Source organism: Paenibacillus sp. FSL H8-0280, assembly GCF_045040665.1.
Lineage (GTDB): Bacteria > Bacillota > Bacilli > Paenibacillales > Paenibacillaceae > Paenibacillus > Paenibacillus xylanexedens_A.
In genome coordinates this window covers 5658187-5675679 of sequence record NZ_CP150296.1, presented here as the reverse complement: position 1 = coordinate 5675679, position 17493 = coordinate 5658187, and the positions used below count along the sequence as shown (strand labels likewise).

At 47.9% G+C, this 17493-nt stretch carries 9 protein-coding genes; 7 read left to right on the top strand and 2 right to left on the bottom strand.

Annotated features, from left to right (window positions below):
• The first annotated feature begins 3 nt into the window (after positions 1-3).
• The 5 genes from MHI12_RS24695 (at position 4) to dnaI (ending at position 11975) form a co-directional block, all read left to right on the top strand.
• Positions 4-3228 carry an alpha-mannosidase gene (locus MHI12_RS24695; RefSeq protein ID WP_405170606.1) on the top strand — a complete coding sequence of 1075 codons (3225 nt, stop codon included), beginning with the start codon at positions 4-6 and terminating at the stop codon, positions 3226-3228.
• 256 nt (positions 3229-3484) lie between these two features.
• Positions 3485-4804, top strand: coding sequence for a glycoside hydrolase family 125 protein (locus MHI12_RS24690; protein ID WP_074096344.1), 1320 nt, complete (start codon positions 3485-3487; stop codon positions 4802-4804).
• Complete coding sequence (locus MHI12_RS24685; RefSeq protein ID WP_405170605.1) at positions 4801-7980, top strand: beta-galactosidase; 3180 nt, start codon at positions 4801-4803, stop codon at positions 7978-7980. The genes MHI12_RS24690 and MHI12_RS24685 overlap by 4 nt, the downstream gene beginning before the upstream one ends.
• Complete coding sequence (locus MHI12_RS24680) at positions 7977-10760, top strand: alpha-mannosidase (protein WP_405170604.1); 2784 nt, start codon at positions 7977-7979, stop codon at positions 10758-10760. Before MHI12_RS24685 ends, MHI12_RS24680 begins: the two co-directional genes overlap by 4 nt.
• Before the next feature lie 264 nt (positions 10761-11024).
• Positions 11025-11975 (top strand): primosomal protein DnaI, encoded by a 951-nt coding sequence (gene dnaI / locus MHI12_RS24675; RefSeq protein WP_062837925.1) that lies wholly within the window; start codon positions 11025-11027, stop codon positions 11973-11975.
• 177 nt (positions 11976-12152) lie between these two features.
• On the opposite strand, the gene MHI12_RS24670 is transcribed toward dnaI, so the two are convergent.
• Positions 12153-12308 carry a YqzM family protein gene (locus MHI12_RS24670; protein WP_143781130.1) on the bottom strand — a complete coding sequence of 52 codons (156 nt, stop codon included), beginning with the start codon at positions 12306-12308 and terminating at the stop codon, positions 12153-12155.
• Positions 12309-12571: 263 nt separating this feature from the next.
• On the opposite strand from MHI12_RS24670, the gene trxA reads away from it, so the two are divergent.
• Positions 12572-12889 (top strand): thioredoxin, encoded by a 318-nt coding sequence (gene trxA / locus MHI12_RS24665; protein ID WP_017692451.1) that lies wholly within the window; start codon positions 12572-12574, stop codon positions 12887-12889.
• A 511-nt stretch (positions 12890-13400) separates the two neighbouring features.
• Complete coding sequence (gene uvrC / locus MHI12_RS24660; RefSeq protein WP_405170603.1) at positions 13401-15494, top strand: excinuclease ABC subunit UvrC; 2094 nt, start codon at positions 13401-13403, stop codon at positions 15492-15494.
• Here uvrC and MHI12_RS24655 read toward each other — a convergent pair.
• Positions 15463-17160 carry a CPBP family intramembrane glutamic endopeptidase gene (locus MHI12_RS24655; protein ID WP_405170602.1) on the bottom strand — a complete coding sequence of 566 codons (1698 nt, stop codon included), beginning with the start codon at positions 17158-17160 and terminating at the stop codon, positions 15463-15465. The genes uvrC and MHI12_RS24655 overlap by 32 nt on opposite strands.
• Between the last annotated feature and the right edge of the window lie 333 nt (positions 17161-17493).

Genomic DNA, 17493 nt, shown 5'->3' with positions numbered 1-17493 from the left:
ACGTTGGAACGTATCAGACGATTTATTCGCGAGTTGTCCGAACATCAGTGGCTGGAGCAATTACAGCTGCGCAGCTGGGGCATTACCCGCGCTTATTATCATGTGCCAGGACAGTATGAGGATCAGGGTGAGTACCCGGAAGGCCAAGATTTTGATCGTTTTCCGAGTAAACAGGGAACGACTTATTTTTTCAGAACAAGTTTGGAGATCCCTGCTACATGGCAGCAAGCACCTTACGGGCTTGTATTTGAGACAGGCGGAGAAGGCTTGCTTCGGGTAAATGGGCACTCTTATCAGGGCCTTGACCGCAATCATACCTACGTCACGCTTGATCCATCCAAAGTCGGAAACGCTCCGGAACTTGAGATTGAGATGTTTGATCCGGTACCTGAACCCGTGGACCCCTTGAATCAACAGGCGGTTATTCAGCCACCGATCACATCAATTACGAGCCTGCTGGTGAGACCCAATGAAGCGGTTCGTAGTCTGATGTATACCGTCATTATTGTGCGTGATTCGGCTGTGTTGCTACCGGAAAGTGACTTTCGGCGGGTTCGCCTTTTAGAACTGGTATATCGTGCGATGGATCAATTTGTAGGCATGTCAGCAGAAGAGATTGAGCAGGGAGAGGGTATTCGTCAGATTGAGAATAATCTGAAGCATCATGTACGTGAGATTGGCGGCAACGCGGAAGGTCTGGAGCATATGGTGGGACAGTCCCACATTGATATTGCCTGGCTGTGGCCTGTACGTGAGACGGTACGCAAAACGAGCCGTACTTTCTCCACCGTGGATGCACTCATGAATGAATATCCGGGCTATGTTTATTCCCAGAGCCAACCCTTACTATATGCGTTTCTGAAGGAGCATGATCCCGAGCTGTACGCGCGGGTGAAGCAGAGGATTGTAGAAGGCCGCTGGGAACTGGTTGGCGGCATGTGGGTTGAGCCGGATCTGAACATCCCAAGCGGGGAGTCCCTGATTCGCCAGATGTTATATGGTCAGCGTTTCTATATGGAGGAGTTTGGCAAAACATCACAGATCGAATGGTTGCCGGATACGTTTGGGTACTGTGCCTCCCTGCCGCAGATTTTGAAGCATGGCAATGTGGAATATTTCATGACAACAAAGCTCGGATGGAACGACACAAATGTGTTTCCATACGATCTCTTCCACTGGGTGGGCATTGACGGCACACCGATCCTGTCTTACCTCAATCATGGTGTTAACGAGCATACGTTGCCGAAGGACATTCATGATCACTGGCAGTCCTACCGTGAGAAAGCAGCGCATCCGGAGCATATGCTTCTATACGGACACGGAGATGGCGGCGGTGGCGTAACACGCGAGATGCTGGAGTATGTGGATCGCGCAGACCTGATGGTTGGACAGCCTGCGAGCCGTTATAGCACAGCTGGAGCTTTCTTTGCCGGAATTGAAAAGGAGCAACCTGTACTTCCGAAGTGGCATGGTGATCTGTATCTGGAGTTACATCGGGGAACCTACACGACACATGCGCGCAATAAGCGCAACAATCGGAAAGCGGAGGTTCTGTATCGAGAAGCTGAGCTGTGGAATACACTCGCTCTGCCAGATATGGAGGCGAATACCGAAGCTGAAGTGCGTTCAGCACTGCATGACGGCTGGAAATTGATTTTACTGAATCAATTCCACGATATTATACCGGGATCGGCGATTACGGAGTCCTACGTCACTTCGAATGAGGAATATGTACAGGTATTTGAATTGGGCAGAACCGGACTGGATCAAGGCATTGCTGCATTGACAACGGGTATAAACACAGAGGGACCGGAAGGTTTAGTAGCTTATGTTGTATTCAACAGCCTGGGCTGGAAACGTAGTGCGGTCGTTCAACTTCCTGTGCAGGATGGTTTGTATCGCTACGGCATCGATGAAAAAGGCCAGCGCTTGCGGATGGATCGGGAGGATGGTAGCATGTCTACTCTCGTGACAGACATTCCGGCGTTTGGATATAAGACGATTTGGCTGGTACCGGAAAATACAAGGGAAACGAATGTACGGGAAATGAAGAACCTTGCCGCACAAACAACCTTTAATGATACATGGGATACTGCCTTTTATCATGTGCAGTTCAACAAATGTGGGGAGATCACCCGTCTGTGGGATAAAACCGCAGAGCGTGAGATGTTGAAGCCGGGTGAACGAGGCAATCAACTTCACTTCTTCCACGATCGTCCAACGCTCTGGGATGCATGGGATATCGACAGTCGTTATGAGGAACAGATTGCTGGCGAAGTGGAACTGTTGGAGAAAAAGCTGGTGCTGGCGGGTACAACGAAAGATGTCCTGCGTTTCCGCTGGAAGCTACATCAATCGGAAATCACACAAGATATCGTCTTTTATCATGACTCACGGCGAATTGACTTCCAAACACAGGTGAACTGGAACGAGAATCACAAACTTCTGAAAGTTGGCTTCCCGATTGATGTGGTGACCTCCAAGGCTACGTTTGAGATTCCATTTGGCACACTGGAACGTCCAACACATCGCAACACAAGCTGGGAACAAGCGCAGTATGAAGTCTGTGGACATCGCTTCGCGGATGTATCCGAATATGGATACGGCGTGAGCCTGCTCAATGATTGCAAATACGGGTACGACGTGCAGGGAAGCACCATTCGTTTGTCCTTGCTGCGAGCACCAAAATGGCCTGATCGTACAGCCGATCTGGGAGAACATGAATTCACGTATTCCCTATATCCACACGACGGAGACTGGCGAACTGCACACACCGTACGACAGGCCGCTGAACTAAATCATGAGGTGATTGTGCAACAAGTAGAACAAGTACAACAGTCGCAGCAAGTGCAACAGATGGGGCAGATACAACAAGAGCAGCAGATAGAGCAGGTACAGCCAAGCACAGGGACTGGAGTCGATCCACTTGCAGATGCAACTGCAATTGCGGCACCTGTACGTCCAGCAACAGGCTCCTGGATTAACTTAAATAGTAACCATGTCATTCTGGATACCGTCAAAATGGCAGAGGATGGACAAGGCACCGTACTTCGTTTCTATGAATCATCAGGTAAACGCGAAACCATCACATTGCAATGGCCGCATGCCTTTGAGCAAGCCCACCACTCCAACGCACTTGAAGAACCGGTCCAACCACTGGCCCATACCAATGGCCAGATCACATTATCTTTTAAACCTTACCAAATACAAACCGTGCTACTGCGGTAAACCTTTTTGAAATATTTTTGAGCTATACATGTTCAACTAAACATTTACACGATAACGGAGAGGGCAGAAAGAATTCGAAGAAGCGAAGCGTTCGCCTTTATCCCCAGATTTTACCCTTTAGAAAAGGGAAACAAAAAAAATCTGGGGATAACAGCGATCGGAGGATATTTCTGACCGCGCAGTGGTCCCGTGTAAATTTTTTGTTTCATCCTGTATAGCTACACCATTCAATTTGTTTAAGGAGTTGCACTCATCCATGGAACAGTTCAGATTACCCAAAATCCCCATGCCACCTGTTGCTTTGCCACAATCCATTCAGGCCGTGCTCGAAGAAGCGGAACAGAAACTGGCTCACCGACCAAAACTGCTTCAATTATTCAAAAACTGCTTCCCTAACACCATCGAAACAACAACCAAGTTGATGGAGGACGGTACCACTTTTGTCATCACAGGAGATATTCCGGCTTCCTGGCTGCGTGATTCCGTGGAGCAGGTGGTACATTACATTCCGTTTGCAAAAGAAGACGAGGACCTGCAACGCATTATTGGTGGGCTGATTAAACGTCATATCCAATATGTTCACATCGATCCGTATGCCAATGCCTTCAATGAGACGGCCAACGACTGGCACTGGAACACTACGGACGAGACCGAGATGTCACCTTGGGTGTGGGAACGCAAATTTGAGATCGACTCATTATGTTTTGTTGTACGGCTAGCATATTTATATTGGAAGGAAACCGAGCTGACCGACATTTTTGATTCCAGTTTCAAGGCAGCTATGCGTAAAATCGTGGACCTGTTCAAAGTCGAACAGCATCACATGGAACAATCTCCATATCGATTTACTCGCAATAACGGTATCCCAACAGATTCCCTGCGCAATCACGGAAAGGGTATGCCAGTCAACTACACGGGTATGATCTGGTCCGGTTTCCGTTCCAGTGATGATGCGTGTGATTTCCACTACAATATCCCTGGCAACATGTTCGCGGTTGTAGCTCTGCGCCAAATGCAGGAGTTTGCCGAGTGGGTGTTCCGGGATATGGAGCTTTTGCAGGAATTGAAGGATCTGGAGCAGGACGTGGATCACGGCATTCAGTTGTACGGGATTTATCGTCATCCGGAATTTGGACCAATCTATGCGTACGAGACGGACGGTTATGGAAATCACTGTCTCATGGACGATGCGGGTACACCAGGACTCATGTCCATTCCATATCTGGGTTACGTCACAGCGGATGATCCGATCTACCAGAATACGCGCCGTTTTGCCCTGAGCAAAGAGAACCCGTTCTATTATGAGGGCAAGGTTGCCAAAGGGATCGGAAGTCCGCACACACCACCAGATTACATCTGGCATATGGGATTGTCCATGCAAGGACTGACTGCGCAGTCTGCCGAGGAGAAACTGGAGATTATTCGCATGCTCGAAGCGACAGATGCAGATACAGGTTATATGCATGAAGGCTTCCACGCTGATGATCCAACGATTTTTACACGAAAATGGTTTGCATGGTCCAACAGCCTGTTCTCCCAGTTGGTCTATAAATCCATGAAGGATGGCCTGTTATGAGTATCCAACCTAATGATAAAAAGCTGATAATCTTCGCTGATCCTGCGTTTCCATTGGATGGTGCTTTTCCAACTGAACAGGCTCTGAATACATGGAAAGCAGTCGAAGAGATCATCGTTGTAAACGTCGATGAACTTGCAGAGGTTTTGAAAGCCACGGCTGGTGAAGGATGTCTGGTCAATCTGCATGCACCCTATTTTCCCAAGTCCGCCTGGACGGAGATTGCAGCTTATCTGCATCAGGGAGGGAGCCTGATCAGTGTTGGTGGTGCGCCCTTCAAACGTCCGGTTCGATATGAAAATGGGGCATGGGTTGTAGAGTCCGAGCAGACCGCGTATCATCAGGAACTCTATATTCATGAGGCACTGAACGTATCTTCTGCCAATGTGCAATCGTACACGTCATCCGAACAGATCCCGCTTCTCACTGGGAAAGAGGGGGTGTTCGAAAAGGCAGATACATGGAATCTGGTTCCACATACAACCAAAACAAGTGATCTGCCCCACCAGATGGGTTCATCAGGACCAATGAGTACGCAGATTTACCCATTACTTCGTGGCATGAGTAAGGACGGGCGCAGTGTCGCCGCTCCGGTCGTTCTGTGGGAAAACTCCCGCGGGACTTTTGTTGGTTCACGCTGGATGTTTGTACATCTGCCGCTGACCACCTCATTCTGGGAGCAGGATGGCGCTGTCGAGATTGTGAAGTGGGCGCAATTCTGTGCGCAAGGTGTAACTGAGTTATCCCTGAAAACGAATTATGCTTCGTATGAGCCAGATGAGCGGGCTGTACTCACACTTCAAGGCCAGATTTTACAGCGAGCAGGCAACAGACTTACCGAGTCCGAGCTGTGGGCATTCGACATAACAGTCGAGCATGAAGATGGCACAAGTGGTACGACGGAGAAGGTATGGAGCCATCGACTGGAGATGGAACTTTCCGGTGAGCAGCGTTTCGAACGTATACTTCTCCCGGTTTCCATTGAAAGTGGGCTGTATCGGATCATATGCCACGCGCAGGCTCCTGACGGGGAAGTTCGAATCTTGCGTCAAGGTTTCTGGGGACAAGATGCCGCACTACTGGCAGAAGGGGAAGTGATTACCCGCAGCAGAGACTATTTTGTAAAAGACGGACGTCCTCTCCCTGTTGTGGGCATGACCTACATGACCTCCGATGTGGCACGGAAATTTCTCTTTCTACCGAATGCGGATGTCTGGGATCGAGACATGGCTCAGATGGCAAAAGCCGGCATCAACTGGATTCGGACGGGAATCTGGACCGCCTATCGCAACATGATGCAGGTGGACGGACATATGGCAGAGGATGTGCTTCGTGCCATTGATGCTTTTATTTTAACGGCGAAACGGCATGGCTTACAGGTCACATTCACCTTCTTCTCCTTTACACCGGAGACATGGGAAGGCACGAATCCGTATTTGGACCCGCAGAGTGTCGAGGCTCAGAAACGTTTCATCCGCAGCATCGTCAGTCGTCACACGTATACAACACATGTGGACTGGGATCTGATTAACGAGCCATCGATGTTTGATCCGGTGCGTATCTTCTCAGCTGGCCCACGCTCGGCGAGGGATTCATATGAACAGCAGGCTTATATCGCTTGGCTTCAGCAGCGTCATCAGACGATTGAGGCGTTGCAGGAGGCATGGAATATGTCACCGAAGCAGCTTCCGAACTTTGCAGCCGCGGTGATCCCGGAGGCGGAAGAGATTAATTTTGATGTACAGGACATGCACAAGGCCAAAAAAGGAACACGCTGGCTTGATTATTGTCTTTTCTCTATGGAGATGCATAATGTTTGGGCAAGAGAGCTTGTAGGTACGATCAAGGATCTGGTACCGAATCATCTGGTCACTGTGGGACAGGACGAAGCCCTTGGTGCACAGCGTCCTTCACCTTTCTTCTATGAACGTGAAGTGGACTATACAACGGTGCATTCCTGGTGGTTAAACGATGATCTGATCTGGGACGGTATTTTCGCTAAAACGCCAAACAAACCAAATCTCATCCAGGAGACGGGCATCATGTATGTGGAAACCCCCGATGGGCGAGCCAAGCGGACGGAGGAAGAGCTTCGTGGCATTCTCGAACGTAAGTACGCCTATGCTTTCTCGGCAGGCGGCGCAGGAGCGGTGCAATGGATCTGGAACACCAACTTTTATATGGATAATGCCAATGAGTCTCATATCGGAGCCCTGCGTGCAGATGGTACGGAGAAGCCAGAGGCGGATGTATCTTATGATTTTGGCCGATTCATGCATGGCATTCGTGATCTCTTTGAAGACCGCCAGCTGGAGGATATTGCAGTGGTATTCCCGTATTCCAATGACTTCTCCAACCGTGCCCTGGCCTATGATGCCACAACGAAGCTGACCCGTGTGATGTCCTATGATCTGAAATTGCCGTTCCGTGCGTTATCCGAATATCATCTGGAAGCGTTGGAGCAGCAGCCACCGAAACTGATTATCGTGCCGAGTCCGCATAATATGGACAGCGACGCACTGCATCAATTGCTCACGTTTGCAGAGAAAGAAGGTACGAGCCTGCTTATTACTGGACCGCTGGGGCTGGATGCATACTGGAAGGCAACTGATCGGGCAGATCATATCGTAGGCAAACGCAGTCTGGGTAACGTGCAGCGGGAAGAACTGCTGAGTATTAATGGCGTGAATCACCGGGTGACCTATGGACGGCGTCGTATCGCCGAGGTGGCGAAGGAGACTTTGCTTCATGGGGGTAATGGTACAGCAGATGAAGTAACCGTTTTTCCTTTGGGTAAAGGGAAATTAATCTGGACTCCACTGCCGCTCGAGTTAAACGGACGGGATGAACCACTTGCTGAATTGTATCGTTATGCGACTGAAATTTCGAGCATCGAACAGGAGTTGGAATGGATATCTGGCGGAGATATCGCAGGGATCTACGGCCGGAAGCTGAGTTTTCCAAAAGGGAATCTGTACGTATTTGTATCGGAGTTTGCCTTTAACCATGAAGTTCAAGTGAGAGATCAACGTACAGGTGTATCGTACTCGTTCCAATTGGAGAAAAATCGTTCGGTGCTGTTTGCCACGGATGCTTCTGGAAACCTGACTGCGGTGTATCGCCCTGATGAGGTTGAGATTGTACAACAAGATGAAAGAGGTGGGATAACACGATGACCAAGAAAAAGAGAGCACATATTATTTCGCATACCCACTGGGATCGGGAATGGTACTTGCCGTATGAGAAGCATCATATGCGTCTTATTCAGCTCGTCGATTCACTGTTGGATCAGCTTGATGAGGGATCGGACTATAAAAGCTTTTATTTGGATGGACAAACGATTATCATCGAAGATTATCTTCAGGTTCGCCCGGAGCAGAAGGAACGACTGGAGAAACATATCCGCAATGGGCGGATTGTGATTGGGCCATGGTACATTCTGCAGGATGCGTTTCTGACGAGTGGTGAAGCCAATGTGCGCAACATGCAGGTTGGACATAAAGACGCCAAGCGTTACGGCATTCCTTCGAAAATTGGTTACTTTCCCGATACATTTGGATTGGTCGGGCAGACTCCGCAGCTGATGCAACAATCAGGCATTGATAATGTGTTCTTTGGACGTGGAGTGAAGCCTACGGGATTTAATAATACGGTATCGGATGCCGGATATGAATCAAGCTTCTCGGAGCTGATGTGGGAAGGACCAGACGGATCGAAAGTGCTCGGCGTATTGTTTGCCAACTGGTACTCCAACGGGAATGAAGTTCCGGTAGACGAGGCTTCGGCTCGCAAGTTCTGGGAAACAAAGCTTGCAGACGCGGAGAAATATGCATCAACCAATGAGTTGCTGTACATGAACGGATGTGATCACCAGCCGATTCAGCGAGACCTGCCGGAAGCGATTCGCATGGCTGAGCAATTATATCCCGATATTGAGTTCGTTCACTCGAACTTTCCGGATTATCTGGAAGCTTTGAGAGCATCGTCTGAACATGAACTGTCCACGGTCAAAGGCGAACTGCGCAGCCAGCGTACCGATGGCTGGGGAACTCTGGTGAACACGGCCTCGGCTCGTGTGTATCTGAAACAGATGAACCAACTGGGGCAGACCATGTTGGAAAAAGTGGCTGAACCCCTGGCATCCTACGCCTATCTGCTTGGAAATGCCTATCCACATGATCAACTGACGTATGCCTGGAAAACGCTGATGCAAAATCACCCGCATGACAGCATCTGTGGATGCAGTGTGGATGAGGTGCACCGCGAGATGGTGACACGGTTTGATAAGAGCCGTCATGTAGCAGAGGCTTTAATTGAAGAGAGCACCAGCCAGATTGCTACAGCTGTCGATACCTCCATCTTTGAGCGTTACGGCGAAAATGCCCGGCCTGTTGTGGTATTTAATACAACGGGGTGGGAACGCAGCGGTGTAGTTCAGATGGAACTGGACGCGGCTCGGTTGTATTTCCGGGATGGATATACATTGGAAGAGATGGCGACGCAGATGAAAGCCGTTGACCTGTCAGATCGCATACTGGTAGATGAAGATGGTAATCACATTCCATGTACGGTGGAGGATCTAGGTCTGCAATTTGGCTATGATCTGCCAGATGATCGCTTCCGTCAGCCGTATAGTTGTCGGCGAGTACGTATTCGTTTTGAAACAGAGAATGTAGCTGCATTTGGCCTGAAAACCTATGCATTGGTCAACTTTGCGGATGATGCTAAGAGTGGTACTCCGTCGAAAACGACTACGCTGTTGCGTGGTGAACGTGGCATGGAAAATCAACATTTGATCGTCACAATTGCTGACAACGGTTCATTCACACTCACAGACAAACGAACAGGCCGGACTTACAAGGACCTTGGTGTATACGAAAATGTGGGCGATATCGGTAATGAATATATGTTCAAGCAGCCAGAGAATGAAGTAGCATTGGCAACACAAGCGCTTCAGGCTGAGATTCGGGTCCTTGAGGATACATCATATTTGGCCTCGTTCGAAGTGATTCATCATTGGGAAATACCGGAGTCGGCGGGTGAGATGCTGGATCAGGAACAGCGAGAACTGATTTATTATCCACATCGCAAAGCCCAGCGTTCAACTAAAATGATTCCGCTCCAGATTCGTACAGTGATATCACTGAGTCGTAATGGAAAAGGATTACAAATGGAAACAACCTTCAACAATCAGGCGAAGGATCATCGGGTGCGTGCTCTTTTCCCAACGGATCTTGTATCTGCTGTTCATCATGTGGATTCCATGTTCGAAATTGCAACACGTGATAACACCCCTGCACCGGAGTGGCAGAATCCAAGCAATACACAGCATCAACAGAATTTTGTGGATGTGAGTGAAAAGAACGCCGGATTGGTCGTTGCCAATCTGGGCCTGAATGAATATGAAGTGCTTCAAGATGGACGCAACACCATCGCTGTGACGCTGCTTCGTGCTGTGGGCGAACTCGGAGACTGGGGTTTGTTCCCGACACCTGAAGCTCAATGCCTCGGTGAACATACATTCCAGATCGAAATTATCCCTCACGATGGCAATGGTGCAGCGTCAGGTGCATATATCGAGGCCTATCAGTTCCAGGTGCCGTGGACTTTGGCACAGACTGAAGTACACCCGGGTTATCTGACACCTAACAACACACCGTTTGCATGGCAAGGGGACGGCTTGGCTTTTTCTTCACTCAAGGTGAATGAAGATTCCGGTGATGTGATGCTCCGCTGGTTTAATATGACCACCAACTCTGCCACGTTGAAGCTTGCAACATCGCAAGCGAATCCACAGCCATTTGAAACGGCATACAAGAGCAACATCCTGGAGGAAGAGGGCGAGATGTTTCATGCCCGCAGCATAGAAGAGGCATCAACATTATCATTTGCCAACAAGGAATGGAACATACAGACAGGCTCATGCGAGATCATCACTGTTGGCTTGCGCCGCTAATAAAGGTGGTTCAATAAGTCTGAAAACAGAGTTTTGAACACGTACTATAAGGTAGAGGACTGCAAGTGTACTCTAAACTAGGCATCATGTACGGTGGTGGAAGGGTTACGCTATTTACCAGATGTATCTGTTGAGTTATTGGTTGTTTTTCTATAGAATGAACAGTAGAATTGCTAATGATCGAAAGTGCCTATGCCATCAAGATGGCCATGGGTACACTTCAATTGTTCATTCTATATTGAAACATTAAGGGGGCTTGAAGCCATGGAATCCTTGGGAGGACTGCTTCAGCAGCTGAACCCTGCCTTTCGTGAGCAATCGCGGCGGATTGCGGCGGAATTGATGGAAAATCCGTACGTACGCGAATTCCGCGCAGGTCATCCTGAACTGCAAGATGCACAGCTCATGACCGATCTGAGCAAGCTGTTTCAGTACGCCAAAGACTCTAAGAACTGTGCGAATTGTCCAGGACTCGACAACTGTCCTAACGATTTTCAGGGCCACTTTTGCAAACTGGAAGTAGAACATTTTAACGGTAAACCCGAAATCATAGATATAAAAGCGCCTTGTTCCAAACATATCGCTCGGCAAAATGAACATATCATTAAGCAACGCATTCGCAGTTTCTATGTGGACGAGCGTGCGCTCAGTGCCGGATACAACGACGTGGAGATCATGGGCAAGGATCGGATGCGTGCTCCGGCAGTGAATCAGGTGCTTCGTTATATTAGGGAGACCAAGGAGAACGGATTGTCTCCACAAGGACTGTTTCTGGAAGGGACTTTCGGGACAGGCAAGACGTTCCTGATGTGTTATCTGCTGCATGAACTGGCGGTTGCAGGCCACACGGGTGTCATTATCTATATGCCTGACTTTGTGGAGGATCTGAAATCCATGATCAGTGAAGGGCAGAAGCTGAAGGAAATGACGGATATTTTGAAAAGTTGTGATCTGCTCATCTTTGATGATATCGGGGCAGAGAATCTGAACCCTTGGGTTCGGGATCATGTGATGGGGTCCATTCTGAACTATCGGATGAATCGCAAACCAACCTTCTATACGTCCAATTACAATCTGGATGGGCTGGAAAAACATCTTAGTTTCACCAATCGGGACGGCGAGGAATCGAATAAAGGCCAGCGTCTCATGGACCGGATTCGTCCATTCGTGGATGTCATCTCCGTTCGGGGTGAGAATCAGCGCGGTAAACGTTAAACCGATCTAATTGAACGAAACGGTTCTGGACAAGGTTAATCTTCAAATTATCGGTGGAGCTTTTGATTTAGAAGCTCAGCTGATTGCAATCAAAAGCTACAGTAGTCCCAAAAAAAGCCTGGATTTCGCATTGTCGCGAAAACCGGGCTTTTCTGGTCCTGCGTGAGCCTGAGCAACCTATTCGGTGAGGAATTTGAAGATAACCATACCGAAAAAGATCACTGTCATCAGGCCGGCCATGCCGGCAACACCCGCAATCAGATCAAATAGATCGTTGCGGGGTTCCTCGTTCACATGTTCACGCGGGTCGTTGATCCGCACATTTGCATCCATGTTATTGCCTCCTTATGGGGAAACAGCTTGCCCGTATTGGGGGCTGAAACCCGGAGTAATTTTAGTATACTTGGAAAAGAAAGCGTTTGTAAAGATTTTGCAGTTAGTATGCCACATCCTGTAATTGTGAAGATTTGATGTTGGGAAGATGAACATTGCAGCGTTCAATTCACAAGTTTGACGTACCTGTGTTATACTGGAAGTGTCGTTCACGACGTTACAGGTTAAAATAAACCGTAAGTATATATAAGGAGGACAATTTCATGGCTATTGTTAACGTATCCGATCAATCCTTCAACGCTGAAGTAGAAGGCGAAGGAACGGTTCTTGTTGATTTCTGGGCGCCTTGGTGTGGTCCTTGTAAAATGCTCGCTCCAATCCTGGAAGAGCTGTCCACAGAAGTTGGCGATGCAGTGAAAATTGCTAAAGTTAACGTGGATGAAAATCCGGAATCTGCTTCCCGCTTCGGCGTAATGAGCATTCCAACTTTGATCTTCTTCAAAGACGGTCAACCGGTAGATAAAGTGGTTGGTCTGAACTCGAAAGATGCGCTCAAAGGAATTATCGCAAAACACCAATAATTTACAGGCTTACACATACGCCTCCGGTTTACATGCCGGGGGCGTTTTGCGTCGAATACCTTTATATAGGACAATATAAAGTAAAAATATTTTTTACACTTGAATGTAGAGTACAGAACCGATCTGGAGAAGCTAAGTGCTCGCGTTTATCCCGGATTCATCTCTGATATATAGTTGGAACTAATTATTTACACAGTAACGGAGAGGACAGAAAAAACCTGAAAAAGCGAAGCGTTCCCCTAAAAGCTTTCTGAAAGAAAGCTGCATCGGAAGCATACGCTATCAACAGATTTTCCTTGAGAAAAAGGGAATGAAAAAAATCTGGGGATAACAGGGATTGGAAGGTTGTTCTGTCATCGTAGTGTCAGTGTGAATTATCTTTAGTTTCTTCTTATAAAAAAAGGTGACTCAGAGACAATCCGATAACGGATTGGAAGACGGTACTGTAATCAGAATGGCTTAGTGTAACCTTTTATTTATACTTTCTTCGGGAAGGAGGATTCACAGAATTATGGATCAATTCATGAATGATTTGCAGGATCAGGAGAAGGCATTGGAGCAGATTCGTCACAAACTCGCTTTGCTGCCAGACATGTCTGGATGTTACCTGATGAAGAACAGTGAAGGCACCATTATCTATGTAGGTAAGGCTAAAGTGCTTAAGAATCGCGTACGCTCATATTTTATCGGCAGTCATAACGGAAAGACCCAGCGGCTGGTGTCCGAAATCCGTGATTTTGAATATATCGTGACGGGCAGTAACATGGAAGCACTCATTCTGGAGTGTAACCTGATCAAGAAACATATGCCGCGGTACAACGTGTTGCTTAAGGATGACAAGACATTCCCATATCTTAAAATTACAAATGAAAAGCACCCCCGGCTGGAAGTAACCCGGCGTGTGCTGAAAGATAAAGCCAAATATTTCGGACCTTATCCGAACTCGTATGCAGCACATCAAACGAAAAAATTGCTCGACCGCATGTATCCACTGCGCAAATGTGGTGTAATGCCCAAAGAAGTGTGCCTGTACTATCACATGGGACAGTGTCTTGCCCCTTGTGTTAAGGAAGTGGAGAAGGAGCAATATGATCAGATTTCCCAAGAGATTGGTTCATTTCTGAGCGGTGGTCACGAAGAGATCAAGAAGGATTTGCAGCGTAAGATGCAGGAGGCTGCGGAGGATCTTTATTTTGAACGTGCCAAGGAACTGCGCGACCAGGTAATCGCTATCGATGCAATGATGGAAAAACAGAAAATTACGATGGCCGATGCCAGAGACCGTGATGTATTTGGTTTTGCCATTGATAAAGGCTGGATGTGTGTCCAGATTCTATATATGCGTCAGGGTAAAATGATTGAACGTCACGTATCAACCTTCCCGTTTTACGGCGAGGCGTACAGTGATTTCATGTCCTATGTAACACAGTATTACAGCGATAATCCGGCATTGCCACAAGAAATTTTGTTGCCGGAAATGCCCAAGGATCTTGCAACGGATAACGACAGTTTGGATACAGTATCTGATGCTGAGGGATCGGTGCCTGCCGCAGTTACGGTAGAATTCGAGCAGACGGGACAAGTGGAGCACAGTAACGCTTCCCAGCCACTGCCACTGGTTGCTGAGACTCGTGCAGCTTACGGAGGTTCCACTGAGGCAGAAGGTGAACAACCTGACAGTATGCAAGAGGATGCTCCAATAACGGATACAACTGCTTCTACTGAAAAGCTTCCATCAGGACTGGAAGACCCAACTCAGGTTGCTGCTGCTTTACAGGAGTGGTTGGAGATCAAAGTGCTCATCCCGCAACGTGGATTGAAACGCCAGATGATCACCATGGCCGTGGATAACGCGCGTGTGGCATTGGAAGAGAAGTTCCGTTTGATTGAGCGAAATGAAGAACGTACATCCAAAGCTGCTGAAGGACTGGGACGTTTTATTGGATTGGATCAGCTTCACCGTATTGAAGCGTTTGATAACTCGAACATCCAGGGTACAAACCCGGTATCTGCCATGATCGTATTTACCGATGGTAAGCCGGATAAGAAAGAATATCGGAAGTACAAGGTCCGTTCGGTTGAAGGACCAGATGATTATGAAACGATGAGAGAAGTCATCCGTCGCCGTTACGAGCGGGTATTAAAAGAAAACCTGACCCAGCCTGACCTGATCGTGGTCGATGGTGGTAAAGGACAGATCTCGGCTGCGGTTGATATTTTGGAAAATGAGCTGGGGCTGTTTATTCCGGTATGCGGTCTGGTGAAGGATGCGAAGCATAAAACTTCACAGTTGATGATCGGTAATCCACCGGAGGTCATCTCCCTGCCTCGGGATAGTCAGGAATTCTACCTGTTGCAGCGGATACAGGAAGAGGTCCACCGTTTTGCGATCTCGTTCCACCGGGAACAGCGTGGAAAATCAATGGTGACATCACGTTTGGATGCCATTCCGGGTATTGGAGAGAAGCGGCGTAAGCTGCTGTTGAAGCATTTTGGCTCTTTGCGCAAAATAAAAGAGGCCAGCGTCGAAGACTTCCGGCCTCTATCTATTGGTGACAAACTGGCAAATCAGATTATTGCAGCACTTCGTGATGAGGAGTCGTAACATACGGCTTCTCTTTTTGTTTTGGATTTAATTTGTAGACCACATATCCAACGATGGCCGGCAGTACAATCCAGAAGAGTCCGGCAGCCATATTCAGGGCATCGCCCATAAACATCAAGCTGAGTCCCATCAGCAAGCTGTCGAAGATCACATGCGCGAATACAACGGCAATGAAGCCGTGACGCAGCATGATCAGACTGAACAGCAATCCAATCACCATCAGTTCTATGGGACGGGTGATTACTGGATAGATCGGATACAATGTGTGTCCAAGTGCCCAAATGATGGTTGGAATCAGACAGGCAATAAACGTGTTACGTACAATCTTTTGCATCATGCGAATGCCGAACAGTCGATAAACAGTTTCTTCACCAATACCGGCCATCCAGGCCATAATCGGGAAGAGCCAGGCATAGGTCATATTAAATGTAGATTGATCTGCTGACGTCGTTGACCATGTGCCGATGCTTCGCTCCAGAATGAAGAACAGGATGGATTGCACACCCAGTAGAATGAATGCCCACAGGTAACCAGCAACCATACTGTGAAGTACATATTTTCCATATCCCGGTTCTTTGGCACGAGGCCATGGGTTCAGACCTATTTTACGCCACATGCCGTCACCGGCAACAAGGGACAGATAGATGGTTGCACTCATGACGAGCGTAATTCCCGCCTGCATTAACATCAGGAACGCTAACATGAAGCTGGAGAGCCCTTGTGCCTGAAAGAGTGGAATCATGTTCAGTGTACCAATTACCGAAGCTGCGAAATACACCAGCGAGAGAATGATCCCGCGTTTGAAAGACGTATGTGCTCGGGTCAGAATGCTATAGATGATTGCCAGCACGCCCAGAACAAAGGTCAGGAATGCATAACCGCCATAAGTCATCCAATTGGCTTGGCGCGTTTGATCTTTCACATAGTCGGTATGGGATTCCGGGACCGAGAAGCCAGGATCGAAGGATCGTACCGCCCCCTCTTCAAACGTAAAATTCAGTTCAAGCTTGGAGTCTCCAATGGCTTTTTCAGAATCCACATACTTCAGTCCCGCTTCACCATCGCGAGTCTCCAGTTGAAGTGCCGGCACTTCATAACCGAATTCGGTCAGAACGCCAGCCGCCAGCTGTTGTTTCTCGTTCAGCGATATATTGCCTTCAGCAAGTGCTTGCGATGTGGTCACTCGTCCACTAACCTGCTCCGCCTCAATGGCGGTATAGAGAGAAGAAGGCAGTTCCCGTTTGAAGCCGACTACTTTTCCTGTTTTCATATGTACGTCAACATTAAGATATCCGCCTTTGTGTTGATCAGGCAAACGAACGCGGAATACATCGTAAGGATAGCTTGTTTCCCATTTTTGGTTATAGGTATCAAGTTGTTTGGTTTTGGCCATATACCCGTAGATATCCGAATGTGTCTGGTAGGTTACCAGGGTTTTTTCATCATCATTTGGCAGTGTATAGTCATTCACAGAAGCTGCGAATGATCGTGCGGATTGCTTCGCCTGCTCCTTGGTTATGAAGGATGTGGACGAAATTTCAGTTGTTTGCGATGAGGTAGCAGGAAAGATCTGAAATACAAAAAATAGAATCAGGCCAATCGCCGCAAGCAACCCCAGCCGCTTGAAGTTAGCCTTGAGTTGCAAAGGCTGCCCTAAGGGATTCATGTAATGGTGTTCCTCCTTAATCTAATATGGATATTAAAGTTAACATAGCACAGGCCAAGCACCGAATGCCAATGATGTAACGAAAACAGGTGTAAATCCTTGAAAATGAATGAAAATGATCGAAAGAATCTGATCCAACCGTCGCCATATCTGAGTTCTTCCCTTTTTGGCTGAATTCGATCCGATTTACACAAAAAACGTTTTGTCTACAAACGTCGCAGCGCTTATAATTTTGAAACAAATGTGCAACGATTCGCATGTCTTTCGCCCAACAAGGGAACGAATAGAATATATTCCAACTTCATTATATATGTCGTTTTAATCTGAATCATA